This is a genomic window from Shewanella sp. BC20 (assembly GCF_003129585.1).
GTDB lineage: Bacteria > Pseudomonadota > Gammaproteobacteria > Enterobacterales > Shewanellaceae > Shewanella > Shewanella seohaensis.
This window is the reverse complement of the sequence record NZ_NHRI01000024.1, coordinates 51972-70509: the sequence shown is the minus strand read 5'-3', so window position 1 is coordinate 70509 and position 18538 is coordinate 51972. Positions and strand designations below refer to the sequence as shown.

Genomic DNA, 18538 nt, shown 5'->3' with positions numbered 1-18538 from the left:
TCGCCATCAAGATAAGCAAGATCTAGAGCATGATGCTCAATTGTCGCTACAGATGAAGTAGGTGTAAGGAAATAGCCCCTTCCAGGGGCAAATCAAAGCCGCCTTCTAAGAAGGCGGATTCTTTACTTGTCTTGGGTTGTGGTAGGGGAGTAGGTACTTTCTGCGGTATTTCCGTCCTATCAAATAGCAGTACCTGTATAAGAGTAAACAGCGTGTCATCTCAGTAGAGCACCATACTTAAAGGGGCCAGTTTGCGGATATTGTTGAGGATGCGGATCCTGTTGAGGATTGAGGAGATTGTGGGGGATAGTTACCTGCAACTAACTCTTTGTGCCTCTCCCCCCAGCCAATAAAGCAAACGCAAATAATAAAGCCAAATAAAAAGGCGACTCGAGGTCGCCTTGTACATCCAAGCTCAATGATTTTTCAAATCAAAGTACAAGGTGGTGAGCTTAAGAAACGCTTAAAGCTACTCAACCCCGAGGAAACCACCCGTTTGATGGGCCCAAAGCTGGGCATAGATACCGCCAGCGGCAATCAACTCTTGATGGGTTCCTTGTTCGACGATACGACCTTGATCGAGCACGATTAATCTGTCCATTGCCGCGATAGTGGATAATCTATGGGCAATCGCGATCACCGTCTTTCCTTGCATCAATTCGTACAAGCTTTCCTGAATTGCTGCTTCCACTTCGGAGTCCAAGGCAGAAGTGGCCTCATCGAGCAGTAAAATCGGCGCATTTTTCAATAGTACCCGAGCAATCGCGATACGCTGTCTCTGCCCACCTGAGAGCTTAACCCCACGTTCACCCACTTGTGCATCTAAGCCATGATTGCCATTAGGATCGGTCAGTTCATTAATAAAATCATGGGCCTGAGCCTGTTTTATTGCATGTTCGAGTTGGGTTTCGCTGGCATCGGGATTACCGTAAAGAATATTCTCCCGAATCGTGCGATGCAGTAGAGACGTATCTTGGGTCACCATGCCAATCTGTGAGCGCAGTGAGTCCTGCTTGACCGCTTTAATATCTTGACCATCGATACAAATTTGGCCTTTCTCAACATCGTAAAAACGCATCAACAGGTTCACTAGGGTGGACTTACCCGCGCCCGAGCGGCCAACGAGACCGACTTTTTCACCCGCTTTGATATTGAGGTTAAGATCTTCAATCACACCGGTTTCTTCGCCGTAATGGAAGCTCACCTGATTAAAATCGATACGTCCTTGCTCCACCACTAAGGTGTTGGCATTGGGCGAATCTTGGATCAGTGTCGTTTTCGAAAGGGTATTCATCCCATCGGTCACTGTACCGATGTTTTCAAATAACGAACTGATTTCCCACATGATCCACTGCGACATACCATTAAGACGCAGCGCTAAACTCACGGCAATTGCGATCGCTCCAACAGAGATGGCATTGTCACTCCAGAGCAAGATAGACACCGCGGCAATACTGAAGGCGAGCATATAGTTAATCACTTGCACACTGACACTGATCCCCGTGACGAGGCGCATCTGGCGGTACACAGTGTCGAGGAAACTGCGCATACTCGCCTTGGCATACTCGGCCTCTTTATCCGTATGGGCGAAGAGCTTCACCGTGGTGATATTGGTGTAACTGTCGACAATACGTCCTGTCATTGTCGAGCGCGCATCGGCCTGTTCGGTTGAAACCGTTTTCAGCCTAGGCACAAAATACCACTGTAAACCGATATAGAGCGCCAGCCAGATCAGCATGGGGATCACCAGACGCACATCGGCACTGGCCACCATCACCAGCATGGAGGTGAAATACACTAAAATGTACACCAGCACATCGAGGAGTTTCATCACGGTCTCACGCACCGCAAGGGAAGTTTGCATCACTTTAGTGGCAATGCGGCCGGCAAAATCATTTTGATAGAAAGAGACGCTTTGCTTGAGCAGATAGCGGTGCGCAAGCCAACGAATCGACATGGGATAATTACCCAGCAAGGTTTGATGCATGATCAGCGCATGGAATAGCACTAATAGTGGCATCACCACTAAGACCATCAACCCCATTAATAGCAGCGTTGAGCCTTCATCTTGAAAAAGTGTCTCAGGGCTTTTTTTCACTAACCAATCGACTAATTGCCCCATAAAGCCAAATAGCGAGACTTCGAGCATGGCGATTAATGCCGTCAGCACCGACATTAAGATAAGCGGTAATTCATAGCCCTTAGTGTAATGGCGGCAAAACGCATATACCCCCGTGGGCGGCTTGGTTGGTTCGCCATCGGGCAGGGCTTCAACCCAAGATTCAAATCGTTTAAACATGAATTGACTCTATTTTATTGAGAAAAATGGATGGGGAAAACGTCGAGGTGTCTAGCATATAGGATCTTGCACTTTAAAAGCACGCGATGATCCAGTTCCGTTTTCCGCGAGTGTGCTAGCATAGGGTGACGTACAGTAACCGACAAGTACAAAATTGTGAATAAGATTGTCGGATAGCCAAATGAAGCAGACAAGCGTGAGCCTAAATCCAGCCCCAAAACCGCCATTCGAGCAGACATCAAGCGACGCGCAGGATTGCCAAATATCCGCCGGGATTTGCCGCGAAGCGCGCATGAGTCGCGATCCACGTTTTGACGGTAAGTTCTTTGTGGGCGTGTTAAGTACGGGGATTTATTGCCGAACAGTGTGCCCAGCAGTGGCGCCGAAGGAAGAAAATGTTCGTTATTTTGACTCGGCCATTAAAGCTGCGCAGGCGGGGCTGAGGCCTTGTCTGCGTTGCCGCCCAGACAGTGCCCCAGGCTCTAATCCGTGGAAAGGTACTAACACAACCCTAGATAGAGCGATAGGTTTGATTGAAGCTGGCGCCTTATCTGGCGAACACGGATTAACGGTCGAGGCCTTGGCAGAAAAACTGGGGATCAGCAGCCGTTATTTAAATAAGTTATTTACCGCAGGATTTGGCACTTCACCTAAACAATTTGCCCTCTATCGTCAGTTATTGTTCGCAAAACAGTTATTGCATCAAACGCAGTTGCCCATCACACAGGTCGCCCTTGCCGCAGGTTTTAACAGTATTCGTCGTTTCAACGAGGCGTTTCAGCAGGCGTTGCAACTAACCCCCACGCAGTTACGAAAATCGAGCCAGAAATCGACAGCGAAAATAGACGACGGGGAGAGTGTCGAACTCGTTTGTTCGCAGGAGATGCCAGCGCACAGCTTGAGTCTGTATCAGTACTACCGGCCGCCACTCGATTGGTCGGCGCAATTAGCCTTTTATCGCCTGCGCGCCGTCGCTGGCATGGAATGGTTCAGTGATAATGCAGACTCTCACGCCCATGGGGCGATTGACCCAAATACGCCACTTGAGTATGGCCGCACTCTGCAACTTGAGGATATCCGCGCTGTGGTGCATATCGTCCATGAGGAGCCTCTGCATCGCTTTAAAATCACGCTGACGTTAACGCCTGACTCGCCTTTATCGGGTCTACAAAAGCTCATCACCCAAGTGCGACGCATTTTAGATCTCGATGCTGACATGCTGCAGATTGAACACAATTTAGAGCACTTGACTGATATTAAACTCAGTAGCAAATCCGGGCTTAGGATCCCGGGCGCTGGCACTGTGTTTGAGGCGGGTTGCCGAGCGGTTTTAGGTCAGCAGGTGAGCGTAGTGCAGGCCACTAAATTACTGAATATATTGGTCGAAGCCTATGGCGAGCGCTTAAGTTTAAACGGGCGGGAATATCGCCTATTTCCCACGCCGCAGGCGATTCGTGAGGCGAGTCTCGATGAGCTTAAAATGCCCGGCGCGCGCAAATTGGCGCTCAATGCGCTTGCGGCGTTTATCTGTGAGCAGCCCGAAGCCTCAGTCGATGCGTGGATTGGGGTAAAAGGCATCGGCCCTTGGACCATTGCCTATGCCAAACTGCGTGGACTTGGCGATCCGAATATCTTCTTGCACACGGATTTAATTGTTAAAAAACAATTATTAGCCAGTGTTGCCGCGCAAAAAGGCTTGGATATTGAAGCGGTAAAACAGCTGGATTATACAACGCTTGCACAGCAGGTGAGTGCGGATATCGCCCCTTGGGGGAGTTATTTAACCTTTCAGCTGTGGTCCAATGCATAAGGTATTTCTGGCCACTCGTTATGGATCCAATACCTAGGCTCCATATGAGAGCCACTAATAGAAACATTATTTTAAACACAGTACGAAACACTGTACTAAAGCCGTTTACGAGAACCATTATGAGCCAGAATTTATCCCAACTGATTAGCGCGCCAACGGCCAAAGATTATCAGCCCTGCGCTGTCGATACCTTAAGTACCCCTGTCGGCGAACTACAACTCAATGCCAATGCCTACGGATTGAGCCATTTAACTGTCGTTGGCTCGAGCCGAACGGAGATCCCGCTAAAGGTTGCAACTGATGACGAACTTGCGCGGGCCAAAAGCCATATTGAGCAGGCAAAGGCGCAGCTTCAAGATTATTTTCGCGGTGAGCTAACCGAGTTCCACTTAAACTTAGCGCCTAAGGGCACAGAGTTTCAGCAACAGGTTTGGCAGGCGCTGGTGCAGGTCGGTTATGGCCAGAGTTGCAGTTATGGCGATATCGCCCAGCGTATCGACAGGCCCAAAGCCGTTAGGGCGGTAGGTGCCGCTAATGGCGCCAATCCCATTGCGATTATTGTGCCCTGTCATCGTATCATTGGTAAAAATGGCCAATTAACCGGTTATGCCTATGGACTTACGATGAAACAACAGCTGTTAATGCTGGAATCGACAAGCAAGGGAGCGCATTTTACGTTAGAATAGCGGTCATATTTGTTATTGATGAGCCATGTAATTTTTTATGACCCAAGCTTCTTCCTCCGTTGCCAGCTTTGCCGAACTTGGCATTATTGCGCCCCTGTGTAATCGACTCACTGAGCTGACCTATGCGGCGCCTACGCCCATACAAGCGGCGACAATTCCTGCCGTGCTCAGTGGACGGGACGTATTAGCGGGGGCGAATACGGGCTCTGGCAAAACGGCCGCCTTTGCCGTGCCGTTATTACAGCGCCTGTTTGAGGCGAAAACCGCGGAAAAATCGGCAGGCCAAGTGCGTTGTTTGGTACTCGTGCCAACCCGCGAATTGGCGCAGCAAGTTGCCGATAGCTTTTTATCCTATGCCTCTCACTTCAATGGCCAACTTAAGATAGTTGCGGCGTTTGGTGGCGTGTCTGTCAATCTGCAAATGCAAAGCTTACGCGCGGGAGCCGATGTGTTGGTGGCAACGCCTGGCCGTTTATTGGATTTATTAGCCAGCAATGCGCTTAAGTTAAATCGCGTCTCGGCCTTAGTGTTGGATGAAGCAGACCGAATGCTAAGCCTTGGGTTTACTGATGAATTAAATCAAGTGCTTGAGGCGCTGCCGTCCAAGAAACAAACCTTATTATATTCGGCGACATTCCCTGAAGAAGTGCGTGCACTCACGGCCAAATTACTCCATCAACCGCTTGAATATCATCTGCAAAGTGAGCAAGAAAGCACCATTGAACAGCGCGTTATCACAGTCAACCGTGAACAAAAAACGGCGCTGTTGGCACACTTGATAAAACAGCATCAGTGGTCGCAGGCGCTTATTTTTGTCAGTGCTAAAAACACCTGTAATCACCTCGCACAGAAGCTGTCTAAACGTGGGATCAGTGCCGAAGTCTTCCATGGCGATAAGGCGCAAGGTGCGCGAACTCGAGTACTCGATGGTTTTAAAAGTGGTGAAATCAGTGTGTTGATTGCGACCGATATCGCAGCCCGCGGTATTGATATTGATAAACTCCCAGTGGTGATTAACTTCGATTTACCAAGAAGTCCGGCCGATTATATGCACCGTATTGGCCGTAGCGGCCGCGCGGGAGAGGCGGGTTTGGCGGTGACCTTGATTTCCCATGAGGAATATCATCACTTCGGCGTGATAGAAAAGAAAAACAAAATCAAACTTGTACGTGAGCAAATCCCAGGATTTGAAGCGAATGCCGAGATGCCACTCGAAGTGTTAGCGCAGGAAAAACCGCAGGCGAAACCCGAAGGCACCGGCAAGAAAAAGCGTAAACAGTTACCCGCGGCGAACCTTGAATTTTGGGGTAAAAAGTCTTAATTCCTTGGGCGTGAGTTATGCTTAGTGCATCTCATGTCCCTTCGCATCTGGTTTGTGGGAGCAGTATGCAGCATCTATTTTGGTTAGTTGAAGGCAAGATTGCGGGCCGAAGTGGCCCCAACAAGGACCCTTGGGATTTAGCCGAGCTTAAGTCTTTGGGGATCCGGGCGGTGTTATCCGTGAATGGCGGAGAGGGCTGTGAGCCGGGCAGTTTTAAGCACCACGGACTGCGTTATGAATGCATTCCTTTTTCCCGCAATGTCCCGCCGCAGGAAGGGGATGTTGCTATATGTGTTGCCCAGTTACCGCGGGCGCTGGCTTTTATTCAGCAGTGTGAAGCCGATAACTTGCCCGTACTAATCCATTGCCGCTCGGGTAAAGACCGTACAGGGCTTATTATGGCCTATTACTTGATGGTGAATGGCGCCGCGCCTTTGCATGCCGTTAGCCAAGTGCGCAGCATTCGCGATATTGCGTTTACTGCCGAAGGGTGGGATCAGTTTGCCTTCGATGTGCTCTATGCGTTACAGGATTAACCCTCTGAATTCATAAAATAAGGAATACCATTTAGTGACGATATTCGGGATATCATCGCGCAATTGTGGCGCCGTTTTCGCCAACAAACTCGCTCAACATCTTGCTAAAGTGATAGGGCGTAATCGCAAAATTTATCCCGTCAAACAAATGGTATTTCGTCTCTCGCTTCCCTTTTGGGGGCTTTTGCTCCTGTTGATTAACGGTTGTAGCTCAATGGCAGAATTACCCGCAAAATCAATTGAAACAGCCTATCCCTTAGCCGAAAACTCCACCCTGTATCAGGCGGTAAAAACCGCCATGGCGCAGCATCCCGAGCAAACTGGCGTGTTTCCCCTCGGTGATGGGGTCGATGCCTTCGTCGCCCGCTTGTTGCTGATTGAGTCAGCCGTCAGCAGTATCGATCTGCAATATTATATTTATCGTAATGATGAAACGGGCCGCTTGCTGACGTGGTTTTTATTGGATGCAGCTGATCGCGGGGTGCGAGTACGTTTATTGCTGGACGATATGACCAGTGCTGACATGGACGAGCAGCTAATTGCCCTCGCGCGCCACCCTAACATCAGTATTCGGCTGTTTAACCCAAGCACGGAGCGTAATTACCGCGGCCTTGCCATGTTGTTTGGTTTTAGTCGCTTAAATCATAGGATGCACAATAAATCGTTCACCGTGGACAACGTGATGACCATTGTCGGTGGACGTAATATTGGTGATGAGTATTTTGCGGCGAATCGTGACCTCGAATTTGGCGATTTTGATCTGTTAGCCATGGGCGATGCTGTGCCTAAGGTATCCGATGAATTTGACCTATATTGGAATGCTGACTCCACCCATCCGATTGAAGTGTTGAGCGATCATAATCCCACGCAGGCGGAGCTTGAAGCGCTAGCGCAGCAAATGAGCGAGCAGCGTGAACAGTCCAAGTCCAGCGAATATGTGAAGCGTTTAGCCCAAAGTCAGTTATTGGCAAATTTGCAGAGCGATAGCATGACGTGGTTTTGGGGCAAAGCCCTAGTGCTCGTTGATCCGCCCGATAAGTTGCTGCAAGGCGATAAATCCACTTGGCTGCTCAGCCAGTTATTACCTTACCTGACGCAGGTGGAGTCCGAGTTACTCATTATTTCGCCTTATTTTGTGCCGACGCAATCGGGAACCGATCTGCTCACACTCTTGGCTCAATCCGGCAAACGGGTACGTGTGCTGACCAATAGTCTGGCGGCGACCGATGTGCTGGCGGTGCATGCGGGATATAAGCAGTATCGAAAAGCCTTGTTGGCCGCGGGCGTTGAAATCTACGAGGTGAAAGCGCAGGCGGGTGAGCGCTCACACAGTTGGCATGGCAGTTCAAAAAGTAGCCTGCATGCCAAATCGTTTGTATTTGATAATAATCAGATATTTGTGGGCTCATTTAACTTTGATCCCCGTTCTGCGGCGGTGAATACCGAGCTTGGATTGTTGATCACTCAACCGCAATTTAGTCAGCAAGTGGCTCACAAAATTGAGGAGAAACTGGCAAGCAACACCTATCGGCTCGCCTTAGAAGAGGGGGCGTTGGTGTGGTGGGATGATGCCAACAAGCAGCGCTACGACAGTGAGCCCGACGCGGGATTTTGGCGTATTTTTGTCGCCGATTTCCTCGGGTTACTGCCAATAGAGTCACAGTTATAAGCTAAGGTGACTAAATAGCGGTTTTAGCTGTCGCAACTCATTTTGCGAACCGCTATGATAAAAACAGAATCGTTAATGAGAATTTAGGTTTATGAAAAGCAAGGCAAGTCAATCGCAGGGGCTATTACTGTTTCGGTTATCGCAAACACAGGTCTTTGCTCTGGGCACGCTAAAAATCCGTGAGTTAGTGCCATACACTCCGCTGAGTAAAATTCCTCAATCTCACCCTACTATCATGGGGGCCGCAACGATTCGCGGCCATACCATTCCCGTGGTGGATATGGCGGCAGCGATTGGTTACCGCCCCATCAGCGATGAAGAGCGCCAACATTGCTATATCATCATTACCGATTGTCAGCGGATGATTATCGGCTTTTTGGTGCGGGCGATTGATAAGATTATCGAGTGTAATTGGCGTGATATTGAGGCGCCTTCGGCTAATTTAGGCCGTAATGCCTTTTTAACTGGGGTCACACGTTACGATAATCAGCTGGTGCAGTTACTCGACGTTGAGTTGTTGCTGTCGAAGGTGTTCCCCGATGCGCCCGAGGCTAATCGCGCCATTTTAACTGACGTGCAGCGCGAGAAGTTAAAACCCATGCGTATTTTGCTGGTGGATGATTCTAAGGTCGCGCGCAAACAACTCTCCGATGCGCTCGATAGCATTAACATTCCTTATTTTGTGACCCCAGATGGTAAAGAGGCGCTCTCGATTATGGAGCAGGCCGCCGCCGAGCATCATCCTATCGATATTCTGGTGAGCGATATTGAAATGCCAGGGCTCGATGGTTATGAGCTGGCGTTTGAAGTCCGGGATAATCCACTCCTCGCCAATGCCTATATTATTTTGCATACCTCACTTTCGAGCGAGATTAGTGTCAGCCAAGCCCACCAAGTTGGCGCGAATGAGGCGCTCACTAAATTTGATGCCCACGAACTGGTGGAAGCCATGCTACGGGGTGCCGATTTAGCGGCAAAGCGGGCAAGCTCTGCGCCAAACTAGGTATCAAACTAAGCGTCAAACTGGGCGCTATGTTGGATTTTTGTAAGGGTTTTGCAGGGTCAGGGTAATTTAATCGGCTTATTTCCCTGCAAAGCTAGACAAGTTCCATCACATCCTATAAAAACCTTATTGGCCTCAATGTTGAAGGTGTGGGGTGGGGAAACTCAGCCGAAATATAATAACGACAGGTTAAGTCATGAAACAAGAATCATCTTTTTTAGCCAAGTTGGCTAATGGCAGTTTGGTGCTGCAAATTCTCGTGGGGATCATCGCTGGTGTGAGTTTAGCCAGTTATTCACATGAAGCCGCAAAGCAAGTCGCGTTTTTAGGTAGTCTCTTCGTAGGTGCATTAAAAGCCATCGCACCTATTCTGGTGTTTATCCTTGTGGCGTCTTCCATCGCCAATCAAAAGAAAAATACCCAAACCAATATGCGCCCGATTGTGGTGCTGTACTTATTTGGTACCTTCGCTGCTGCGTTAACCGCCGTGGTGTTAAGCATGCTGTTCCCCACCAATCTGGTGTTGGTTGCCGGCGTTGAAGGCACCAGTCCACCGCAGGGGATTGGTGAAGTATTAAATACCTTACTCTTCAAACTGGTTGATAACCCAGTCAATGCGTTAATGACGGGCAACTACATTGGCATTTTGGCTTGGGGTGTGGGTTTAGGTTTAGCCCTGCACCATGCGAATGATTCCACCAAACAAGTGTTTGCCGATGTGAGCCACGGTATTTCGCAAATGGTACGTTTTATCATTCGATTAGCACCTATCGGTATTTTCGGTCTGGTGGCGGCGACATTTGCCGAAACTGGTTTTGCTGCCATTGCCGGTTACGCTCAGCTGTTGGCCGTGTTACTCGGCGCGATGGCTATCATAGCGTTGATTGTTAACCCACTGATTGTGTATGTGAAAATCAAACGTAATCCCTATCCTCTAGTGATCCGTTGTTTGCGAGAAAGTGGCGTAACCGCATTTTTCACCCGTTCTAGCGCGGCGAACATTCCAGTGAATATGGCGCTGTGTGAAAAATTAAAGCTGCATGAAGACACCTACTCTGTCTCTATCCCGCTAGGCGCAACTATTAACATGGGCGGCGCTGCGATTACCATTACCGTGCTGACCTTAGCCGCGGCGCATACCTTAGGCATTCAGGTGGATTTATTAACGGCGTTACTGCTGAGTGTGGTGGCGGCGATTTCGGCCTGTGGTGCATCCGGTGTGGCCGGTGGTTCGTTACTGCTTATTCCGCTGGCCTGTAGCCTGTTTGGTATTTCCAATGATGTGGCCATGCAAGTGGTTGCCGTCGGCTTTATTATCGGGGTTATCCAAGATGCGGCCGAAACCGCACTGAATAGCTCTACGGACGTGATTTTTACCGCTGCAGCTTGTGAAGCCGCTGAAAACAAAGCTAAACTTGGATAAAGTGTGCTGTTGTTAATGTAGAAAAAGTATCATAAGAGCAGTCACCTCGGTGGCTGCTTTTTTTATGGGAGTAGTTATGATCCTTTTCGATTTTAAGGACTTAGGTGCGGCTAAGTCTTGGTATGGCGTCAATGATACTGTGATGGGCGGCCTGTCACGCAGTAAGCTCACCATCTCTCCGTTAGGTTACGGGATGTTTAGCGGCCATGTGTCGCTGGCCAATGGTGGTGGGTTTGCATCGGTGCGCTGCGAGTTTGCACCGCTTGATGTCGGGGAGTTTAGTGGGATTTACCTCGAACTCGACCGCGACAGGAGCAAGCATTACAAAGTGAATCTTAAGGATGCCGATACACCGCAGAGCACGGTTTATCAGGCGCCAATGCCCGATGCTAAGCATCAATCCTTTGGCGTTAATGGTGGCAGTATTATTCACTGGCAGCGTATTGAAATTCCTTTTACGGCGTTTCATCCCCAGTGCCGTGGTAAGCCGATTGAGCGTGCTGCGATCGATTTAAGCCGTTTGACTAGCATAGGGCTGGTGATTGGCGCGCAGCAAAGTGGTGATTTTTCATTGAAGATTAGAACGATAGGTTGTTATTAAAGGGATAAACCTAAGTTTATCCCTTTACGTTAACCGCCCGCTTTCGAGTGTTCTAGGCGCCGACAATCCCTAAGGGCGTGGCATGTTCCCACGCGCCGCGGGTAAAGTCGGGGAAGTTGACCGAGTTGCTGCGGTTATTCAGCGATTGCTCACTTAAAATATTCACCACAGACCAAGCGGCGCCATCGTACACATCCTGATCGAGCGCCTCGCCGTTACGTAGGCAATAGACCATACGCCAGAGCATCACAAAATCCATCCCGCCGTGACCGCCGTTGATTTCGGCTTCTTTACCGATGCGTTGCCACAGTGGGTGATCGTATTTGTCATACCACTTTTGCATGTCCATATCCCACTCGTGGTAACTCTTACCAAAGCCGCCGTGCTCAACGGCAATCCGGTTTGGGAATCCGGCAAAAACGCCATTGGTACCTTGGATAAGGTTATGGCGGCTGTAGGGCCGAGGTGTGGTGGTATCGTGCTGAACCATTATGGTTCGGCCCTTAACGGTTTTAATCAGACTCGTGCTCATATCGCCATTGATGTACTTGAGCTGATTACGTTCATGATCGGCGGGAAATTCTCGTTTGGCATATAGCGCGCGCCCGAGCGCGGGTGAGCTCATGGAGGTGAGATAATCGAAACGGTCACCGCGGTTGATGTTCATATATTGAGAAATCGGCCCTAAGCCGTGGGTCGGATATAAGTTACCGTTGCGTTTTGTGTGCCAGTAAGTGCGCCACGAACCGGTTTTATGGTCGATTTCCTTCATTTGCCAGCGCAGCTCATGGATATAAGCGGCCTCACCGTGGAGCAGCTCGCCAAACACACCTTGGCGCACCATGTTGAGCACCATCAATTCTTCGCGGCCGTAATTGACGTTCTCCATCATCATGCAGTTTTTCTGAGTGCGTTCGGCGGTGTCGACAAGCTGCCAGCATTCTTCTACTGTCAGTGCTAATGGCACTTCCACAAAGGCGTGCTTACCACTTTCCATGGTATCTATGGCCATGGGAGCGTGCCATTCCCACGGGGTCGAAATAATCACAATATCGATATCATCGCGGCTTAATAGCTCGCGATAGCTGAGATCATTCCCTGTATAGACCGCAGGTTTGGGCCGGTTTTGGTTAACGATATGCTCAACGGCTCTATCGATAACGGCTTGGTGGGTATCACAAATGGCTTTAAGTTCCACGCCTTCTAAGTGACAGAATTGTTCGACATGGCTAAAACCCCGCTCTCCCACACCGATAAAACCGACTCTAACCAGCTCCATTTTCGGGGCGATAAGTCCAATAACGGATTTTCCTACGCGGGGTTTAGCGGCAACGCTGCTGGCGTTGGCATTGAGGGCAATATTGGCCGTAACCAGACCTGCGGTAACGGCGCCCGCGGCTTTTAGAAAATGGCGGCGATGAATATTGTGCATAAGCTTCCTGCATTATTTTTGATTATTTGTAGGGCGATATATATCCCGTTTGTTATATCAGAATCCTAAGCTGAGTGAATAATAAAAGATGTAACAAGCTCATTCGTGGGGATGAATGCGTAAGATGTGAAATAAGGTGTTTATCTTTACTTTAGCGATAGGTAAATAGTGATAAAGATCGCGTTTTTATTTTCTAATTAAGCTACACTGCCGATTAATTAATCAGGCGAAATTATCTTTTAGTTTTTAAACGTTTAGAAAATTTAATTTAACCAAAAAATTACATTTTATGGTGGATTTGGGGTAATTTGCGACTCGGGGGAGTAAAGCGGTAAATGGGTTCTATGCTTAATGTACTACCACAACTGACGTTCACTTTAGGTGAGTGGGTATTGCATAAGGATATCAGGATGTCTGGGATTGAAAAACGCCGTCGCCTTCATTGGCGGGAGTCAGATATGCAAAATCGAGAAATTATTGGTCGTTGGTTAGATGAGCGTCCACTGCTTGGTGACAAAATTACCCTCTATAAAGAAGCGGACAAATATTATTTAGAAACCTGGTTTAGCGATGGCTGCCATAGTTTGGATGAAGTGAGTCTGTCCGATACGCCGCAGGGCCAAAAAGTGGAAGATGTCGGCGGCAACTTCTTCGGTGAATATTTTATGGTGACGCCTGCCATGCAATTGCAGTTTTGCAATGAGCAGGGCAGTTATTTCCAAGTCGATAAGTTGATGGCGGATATTGATTTCAATCAGCGCGTGGCTTAATGAGTCGCAGCGAAATACGCTAATCAATAAATCGGCAAATACCAAGCCGATTTGCTAAAAACGAGGTCGCTTCAGGCGACCTCGTGTCTTTTTAGGGCCTATCCATTAATTAGGGTTATTGCTTAAGGTTATGCGCTAAACCGAGAACGGATGTTTGCTGTAAAAATGCATGGCTTTACCCGAGTAAGGATGGGTAAAACGTAAACTTTGGGCGTGAAGGCAGAGTCTCGGTCTGGCTTTTATCACTTCATCATCGCCATAAAATTCATCCCCAAGAATGGGATGCCCCAAGGCGAGCATATGCACCCTCAGCTGGTGGGTACGACCCGTTTGTGGCGTTAATTCGACTAAGGTGCTGTTTTCGCGTCTTTCTAGCACTCGGTAATGGGTCAGAGCACTCTTTGCGCCAGCCGTCCCCGCCGTTTGAGTCTTTTGATAGGGCGGGTGCTCGGGATCGGGCGCAATGGCTAAATCGATTATCCCAGCATCCTTTGCAATCAAACCCATGACCTCGGCGACATACACTTTCTCGTTTTGCCTATCTTGGAACTGGGTTTTTAACTGGGACTCGGCCTTTTTGTTGCGGGCAAACACCATAATGCCTGAGGTGGCGCAATCGAGTCGATGCACGAGAATGGTGTCAGGATACAAGCGTTGTAGTCGGGTCAGGGCACAATCGAAGGTATGTGCGGCTCGGCCGGGGTTAGACAACAATCCAGAGGGTTTATTAATAATGATCAAATCCCTATCTTGATAGCGAAGATCTATCCAAGGGACTGAAGGGGGCTGGTAATCAAATATCTGCATCGTATCCTCATCATTTGCGCGGCCATACTAGCAAAATATCAGTCACTAAGCAGTATATTCTCAAGCTGGCATTGGCTGAGACTGTTAAAATTGAACTAGAACTGAGCCAACCACAATCTGAACTTCATGCCCCAAGTCGAGGTGACTCCCGAGGTGACATAACGGATCTCCCCTTGGGTATCGATAATATAAATAGCCGGAAATGCCATCGCGCCCCACTGAGTACTTCGCTCACCATTGTCATCGTTTAGCACCGGAAAGTGATATTGATGCTCGTCCATATAGTGCTGGATCTCGCGATCACTGCCAGAAGCCACGGCCACTGAAATCACCTTATGGTCTTGGTTGATACTCTCAACCATAGGGGAGGTGACGCGGCACACCGGGCACCACGTGCCCCAAAAATACACCAATGTTGGCTCACTCTTCGCGACATTAAGCGCAAGCTGGCTGCCATCAATGGCAATACCACTTAATACTGGCGCTTGGCCGGTGATCATATCCCGTTGCAAATAGAGGCTGACGCCGTAAAGCACCAGCGCCATGATGCTAAGATCCCTAAGCTGTTTAAGCCAAAAGCGCGGGCTTTGCAGTTTTTGGCGCCAACTGAGTGGTTGAGCTGGCTTAGCACTTGAGTTTGCTGACGTCACTGTGACGGGAACCTCACTGAATAGGCGTTATCGCAAAGGCGTTAGAGTAAACGCTTAGGCTTAAACAAGGCTTGATACCAGAATGCAGGCGTTCGACTTAGAGCTTAGTCGGCTGAGCCACTGGGTAAATAGTCACTCGGGGTTTTACGACTCCAAATACGGGTGTAGGCCATCAACTGAGGGTAGAAGGTGCGAAAGGCGGTTTCTGTCTCAATCTGCATTTTCGCTAACAGTTTATCCGCGCCGTTAAATAAGGCACTGTGCGGATGACCTTTGGCCCGTTGTGCTAATGCCTGTTGAATGCCTTTAGGCGTGGCGTAAGCGTTTAACCAATCTTGACTGCGCATATCGGCGATGATGTCTAGACAGGATTGTGGGTGATACTCATCGCTTTGCACGGCAAATTCTGCCAGTTCGCGATAGGCTTTTTGGCTAAACTCGGGTAGCGGTAGGTGATGATATTCTTCCCAGTAGTAAGCTAAATAATGATCGAAACTTACGAACATCAAATCTGCTGCTATGCTTGTTAACTGAGCAGGGAACAGGGCCATCAGCTCTTGGGTCAGTTCATGGGTGGCGCAGAGCTGATTGATTTTTTGGTTTAACCACAGTCCTTGGCGAAGTGCTTGCGGCGCAGAATCGATTGGCGCAGTGATAAAATTGCCTGCCAGATTGGCGCCTAGGTGGGTTTTACTGATCTCGGCCAGATGTAAGTGTGTAAGAATGTTCATTTTTTGTGCTTGGTTAATCGCGTTAGTTCACGGTATCATGGGCGGGCGCGCTGAGGAAAGCGCAAATAGGCAAAAATCGTGTGCTTTTCTAAGGGAGTGCTTACGTTAGCGTTTCAATTGGAGGGTAAATGCTGACGCGGGACTGAAAATGCACCAATCAATTAACCTGTTAAGGATCATGGATGATGTGGAACTGGTTTACCAAAATGCTCGGTAAAGACGAGCGCCCTAAGCGTAAAAAAGTGCTTGTCGATATTCCCTATGAGCAACATAGCTTTCGTATGGATCATTTTTCGCGGACTCGGCCTAAATATGATGTAGATGATGCGTTAGCCTCAAATGTGCTAAATGAGTCAGAAGCAGATATGGATATCGCGAACAAGTAATCTTGATCTTATTGGCCTCTAACCATAGACTAGCCGCCGTTCTAAGCTATCTAGAGGCCTTTGCATGCGCGTAACAGACTTTTCCTTCGATCTTCCCGACGAACTCATCGCTCGTTATCCCATGGCGCAACGCAATGCGTCACGTCTGTTAACCTTAGATGGCAATACTGGCACGCTCGCCGACAAACAGTTTACCGATCTGCTGGGGATGATTAATCCCGGCGATTTAATGGTATTCAATAATACCCGGGTGATCCCTGCGCGTTTATTTGGCCAAAAGGCCAGTGGTGGCAAACTCGAGATTTTAGTTGAGCGTATGCTCGACGATAAGCGCATCCTCGCCCATGTGCGTAGCTCTAAATCCCCGAAGGTGGATAGCATTATTCACCTCGATGGCGGTTATGAGATGAAGATGGCTGCGCGCCACGACGCCTTATTTGAACTCGAACTCTTATCTGACCTGACTATTTTAGAAGTGCTCGAAGCAGTAGGGCATATGCCACTGCCTCCTTATATCGACCGTCCCGATGAGGATGCCGATAAAGAGCGCTATCAAACAGTCTATAACCAAAACCCAGGCGCGGTTGCCGCGCCAACGGCGGGATTACACTTTGACGATGCAATGCTTGAGGCATTAAAAGCCAAGGGCGTGAATATCGCATTTGTGACCTTGCATGTCGGCGCAGGGACTTTCCAGCCCGTGCGCGTTGATAACGTGCTCGAGCACAAAATGCATTCAGAGTGGGCCAATGTGCCGCAGGATGTGGTGGATTTAATTGCCCAAACTAAAGCGGCAGGCAAGCGTGTGGTCGCTGTGGGCACGACGTCTGTGCGCTCACTGGAGAGCGCGGCCCGTGCAAGTGAAGGCGAACTGAAAGCCTTTAGCGGCGATACCGATATCTTTATCTACCCTGGGTATCAGTTCCAAATCGTCGATGCCATGATCACTAACTTCCACCTGCCGGAATCGACGCTCATCATGTTAGTCAGTGCCTTTGCTGGTTTTGACCATGTTATGGCGGCGTATCAACACGCAATCACGCAAAAATATCGCTTCTTTAGCTATGGCGATGCCATGTTTGTGACGAAAAAAGCTCACTAGACCAAGATTTTGTTTTAAAATAGCCGCCCACATTGAGTTTGGGCGGTAATTTTTTTCAGCCAAAGGTTGAACCTTTTGGATCTGCCCCTATCTCTATTGTTAATCAAAATGGCGCGTGCCATTACAAATGTAGTCAGACTGTTTATCTGGCGAGGTGAATTATGAAATTTGAACTCGACACTACCGACGGCCGTGCGCGCCGTGGTCGCTTGATTTTTGAACGCGGCACGGTGGAAACCCCAGCTTTTATGCCTGTTGGTACTTACGGTACGGTAAAAGGCATGACGCCTGAAGAAGTGCGTGCTACTGGTGCGGACATTCTGCTCGGTAACACTTTCCACCTGTGGTTACGTCCCGGCGAAGAAATCATGCGTAAGCATGGTGACTTGCATGATTTTATGAACTGGCAGCGTCCTATTCTGACCGATTCGGGCGGTTTCCAAGTGTTCAGTTTGGGTGACATTCGTAAAATTACCGAAGAAGGTGTGCATTTCCGTTCGCCAATCAACGGCGAGAAAATCTTCTTAGATCCTGAAAAATCAATGCAAATTCAACATGCATTGGGCAGTGATGTGGTGATGATTTTTGACGAATGTACTCCGTATCCGGCGACAGAAGATGAAGCGCGCAAGTCAATGCAGATGTCACTGCGTTGGGCTAAGCGTTCACGCGATGAGTTCGACCGTCTGGAAAACCCCAATTCATTATTCGGGATCATCCAAGGCAGTGTTTATGAAGATTTACGCGATGAGAGCTTAAAAGGCTTAGTCGAAATTGGTTTCGACGGTTATGCCGTCGGTGGTTTGGCCGTAGGTGAGCCTAAGGAATACATGCACCGCATTCTTGAGCATGTCTGTCCACAAATTCCTGCGGACAAGCCTCGCTATCTGATGGGGGTCGGTAAGCCAGAGGATTTAGTTGAAGGTGTGCGTCGTGGTATCGACATGTTTGACTGTGTGATGCCAACCCGTAACGCCCGTAACGGTCATCTGTTTACCAGTGAAGGTGTGATTAAGATCCGCAATGCGCGTCATCGTGATGACACTTCACCGCTCGATCCTAAGTGTGATTGTTATACCTGTAAAAACTATTCACGGGCATACCTTTACCATTTAGATCGTTGTAATGAGATTCTGGGTGCGCGTTTAAACACCATTCACAACTTGAGATACTATCAAATGTTAATGGAAGGTTTGCGCGGGGCGATTGAGACGGGTACATTAGACGCCTTTGTAAAGGACTTCTATACCAGTCAAGGTCGTGAAGTACCAGAGTTAGTCGATTGATTTTTTGCTAATAAGAAGAGAAAACT

At 48.8% G+C, this 18538-nt stretch carries 17 protein-coding genes; 12 read left to right on the top strand and 5 right to left on the bottom strand.

Translation table 11 applies throughout. The annotated features are described in order from the left end of the window. Positions 1-469: 469 nt before the first annotated feature. Positions 470-2299: an ABC transporter ATP-binding protein gene (locus CBX96_RS19355; protein WP_109287771.1), complete on the bottom strand. Its 1830-nt coding sequence runs from the start codon at positions 2297-2299 to the stop codon at positions 470-472. 292 nt (positions 2300-2591) lie between these two features. Here CBX96_RS19355 and CBX96_RS19350 point away from each other — a divergent pair, with 292 nt between their 5' ends. The 8 genes from CBX96_RS19350 to CBX96_RS19315 all read left to right on the top strand — a co-directional run bounded on the left by CBX96_RS19350 (position 2592) and on the right by CBX96_RS19315 (position 11348). Then, positions 2592-4109 carry a DNA-3-methyladenine glycosylase 2 family protein gene (locus CBX96_RS19350; protein WP_375136850.1) on the top strand — a complete coding sequence of 506 codons (1518 nt, stop codon included), beginning with the start codon at positions 2592-2594 and terminating at the stop codon, positions 4107-4109. Positions 4110-4228: 119 nt separating this feature from the next. After that, positions 4229-4795 carry a methylated-DNA--[protein]-cysteine S-methyltransferase gene (locus tag CBX96_RS19345; protein ID WP_109287769.1) on the top strand — a complete coding sequence of 189 codons (567 nt, stop codon included), beginning with the start codon at positions 4229-4231 and terminating at the stop codon, positions 4793-4795. A gap of 37 nt (positions 4796-4832) precedes the next feature. Further along, complete coding sequence (locus tag CBX96_RS19340) at positions 4833-6116, top strand: DEAD/DEAH box helicase (RefSeq protein WP_023267651.1); 1284 nt, start codon at positions 4833-4835, stop codon at positions 6114-6116. 65 nt (positions 6117-6181) lie between these two features. Continuing rightward, positions 6182-6652 (top strand): dual specificity protein phosphatase family protein, encoded by a 471-nt coding sequence (locus tag CBX96_RS19335; RefSeq protein ID WP_109287768.1) that lies wholly within the window; start codon positions 6182-6184, stop codon positions 6650-6652. A gap of 34 nt (positions 6653-6686) precedes the next feature. Further along, positions 6687-8321 (top strand): phospholipase D family protein, encoded by a 1635-nt coding sequence (locus CBX96_RS19330; protein ID WP_109287767.1) that lies wholly within the window; start codon positions 6687-6689, stop codon positions 8319-8321. Positions 8322-8412: 91 nt separating this feature from the next. Beyond that, positions 8413-9324 (top strand): chemotaxis protein CheV, encoded by a 912-nt coding sequence (locus CBX96_RS19325; protein WP_109287766.1) that lies wholly within the window; start codon positions 8413-8415, stop codon positions 9322-9324. Between the two features lie 196 nt (positions 9325-9520). Continuing rightward, positions 9521-10747, top strand: coding sequence for a serine/threonine transporter SstT (gene sstT, locus CBX96_RS19320; protein WP_109287765.1), 1227 nt, complete (start codon positions 9521-9523; stop codon positions 10745-10747). Positions 10748-10823: 76 nt separating this feature from the next. Beyond that, positions 10824-11348, top strand: a complete 525-nt coding sequence (locus CBX96_RS19315; protein WP_109287764.1) for a CIA30 family protein — start codon at positions 10824-10826, stop codon at positions 11346-11348. A 52-nt stretch (positions 11349-11400) separates the two neighbouring features. On the opposite strand, the gene CBX96_RS19310 is transcribed toward CBX96_RS19315, so the two are convergent. Next, positions 11401-12780 (bottom strand): Gfo/Idh/MocA family oxidoreductase, encoded by a 1380-nt coding sequence (locus CBX96_RS19310; protein WP_109287763.1) that lies wholly within the window; start codon positions 12778-12780, stop codon positions 11401-11403. Between the two features lie 335 nt (positions 12781-13115). Here CBX96_RS19310 and CBX96_RS19305 point away from each other — a divergent pair, with 335 nt between their 5' ends. Further along, the gene (locus CBX96_RS19305) at positions 13116-13550 is read left to right on the top strand and encodes a hypothetical protein (protein ID WP_011625756.1); all 435 of its coding nucleotides are present in this window, start codon (positions 13116-13118) and stop codon (positions 13548-13550) included. Positions 13551-13685: 135 nt separating this feature from the next. On the opposite strand, the gene CBX96_RS19300 is transcribed toward CBX96_RS19305, so the two are convergent. The 3 genes from CBX96_RS19300 to CBX96_RS19290 form a co-directional block, all read right to left on the bottom strand. Next, positions 13686-14357 carry an RluA family pseudouridine synthase gene (locus CBX96_RS19300; protein ID WP_109287762.1) on the bottom strand — a complete coding sequence of 224 codons (672 nt, stop codon included), beginning with the start codon at positions 14355-14357 and terminating at the stop codon, positions 13686-13688. A 95-nt stretch (positions 14358-14452) separates the two neighbouring features. Then, entirely contained in the window at positions 14453-15007 is a 555-nt protein-coding gene (locus CBX96_RS19295; RefSeq protein WP_109287761.1) for a protein disulfide oxidoreductase, read from the bottom strand. A 104-nt stretch (positions 15008-15111) separates the two neighbouring features. Next, positions 15112-15738: an ACP phosphodiesterase gene (locus tag CBX96_RS19290; RefSeq protein WP_109287760.1), complete on the bottom strand. Its 627-nt coding sequence runs from the start codon at positions 15736-15738 to the stop codon at positions 15112-15114. A 182-nt stretch (positions 15739-15920) separates the two neighbouring features. On the opposite strand from CBX96_RS19290, the gene CBX96_RS19285 reads away from it, so the two are divergent. From CBX96_RS19285 to tgt, 3 genes are all read left to right on the top strand, one after another. Next, the gene (locus tag CBX96_RS19285; RefSeq protein ID WP_109287759.1) at positions 15921-16124 is read left to right on the top strand and encodes a hypothetical protein; all 204 of its coding nucleotides are present in this window, start codon (positions 15921-15923) and stop codon (positions 16122-16124) included. A 64-nt stretch (positions 16125-16188) separates the two neighbouring features. After that, positions 16189-17226: a tRNA preQ1(34) S-adenosylmethionine ribosyltransferase-isomerase QueA gene (queA, locus tag CBX96_RS19280; RefSeq protein ID WP_088212209.1), complete on the top strand. Its 1038-nt coding sequence runs from the start codon at positions 16189-16191 to the stop codon at positions 17224-17226. A gap of 161 nt (positions 17227-17387) precedes the next feature. Then, positions 17388-18512 (top strand): tRNA guanosine(34) transglycosylase Tgt, encoded by a 1125-nt coding sequence (gene tgt, locus CBX96_RS19275; protein ID WP_109287758.1) that lies wholly within the window; start codon positions 17388-17390, stop codon positions 18510-18512. The last annotated feature ends 26 nt before the right edge of the window (positions 18513-18538 follow it).